Here is an 857-nt window from a genome sequence, read left to right as displayed (position 1 = left end):
ATGCTTCATTATTACCAAAGGTTGAAAATATTTTTATATTTCCTATAGTTTACTGTTTAATAAATAATATAGTTTTTTAATATAAATATGTTCCTTATTATCAATTATATCTCCACATAATATAACAAAATCTATTTTTTCATTAATTTTATTTAAACTCTCATAAAACTCTTTATAATACGTTGGCAGATGAAGATCAGAAGTTACCAAAAATTTCATTGATAATCTATAAAGAAAACTTTTATATATTTAATATAACTATTCATAATGGAAATATCCATAGAATTATTAAGGCCCGTAAATCCTACGGGTAGAAGTTTTATTACAAATGTATATGGAGCAATAGCGGCAAATAATAGAGAAATAATAGATAAATATAAAAAAGATGTAATGATCTATTAAGACAAAGGCTTGGATTCAAAATAGAAGAATCGATTGGGACTGGAAAATTAATAACTGGTACAATCGTCATTGTATTAGATGACCATACAAAAGAACCAAAGACAGTGTATACTAAAGATATTAAAATCTGGAATTTTGCAAAGAGAATATAATGAAACAGTAGAAGTCATCTTATAAATTCCAATGGTTTTTTATTTTTTATGGATCCTGAGAGAGATGCAAAATATCAGATGAAAAGCTTAAATGAAGAAGAAATAAAAATTATTAAAGATATTAAAAGAAATGTTAATAAACTAAAAGATAGTATTAAAGAACTAGAAGCATTATTAGAAGAATTAGAAGAATTTAATAAAGAAGAAATTGAAAGACCTTTATTAAAAGAAGATGAATNNNGAATGTTTATTAGAATATTGGATATACAAAAGATTTNNNNTAATAATATTGTATTAATTACC

2 protein-coding genes are annotated in these 857 nt (G+C 23.2%); one reads left to right on the top strand and one right to left on the bottom strand.

Annotated features, from left to right (window positions below; all coding sequences use genetic code 11):
* Positions 1–42 precede the first annotated feature (42 nt).
* Positions 43–219: a metallophosphoesterase gene (locus LUA84_RS05210; protein ID WP_457913283.1), complete on the bottom strand. Its 177-nt coding sequence runs from the start codon at positions 217–219 to the stop codon at positions 43–45.
* Between the two features lie 48 nt (positions 220–267).
* On the opposite strand from LUA84_RS05210, the gene LUA84_RS04185 reads away from it, so the two are divergent.
* The gene (locus LUA84_RS04185) at positions 268–402 is read left to right on the top strand and encodes a hypothetical protein (protein WP_256443505.1); all 135 of its coding nucleotides are present in this window, start codon (positions 268–270) and stop codon (positions 400–402) included.
* The last annotated feature ends 455 nt before the right edge of the window (positions 403–857 follow it).

The organism is Candidatus Nanopusillus massiliensis (assembly GCF_920984865.1).
Note: the sequence above shows the minus strand (reverse complement) of the source record. Positions and strands in the feature narration are given on the sequence as shown.

Coding starts and splice junctions, on each gene's coding strand:
- LUA84_RS05210 (WP_457913283.1), bottom strand. CDS start 219: ATGAAATTTTTGGTAACTTCTGATCTTCATCTGCCAACGTATTATAAA.
- LUA84_RS04185 (WP_256443505.1), top strand. CDS start 268: ATGGAAATATCCATAGAATTATTAAGGCCCGTAAATCCTACGGGTAGA.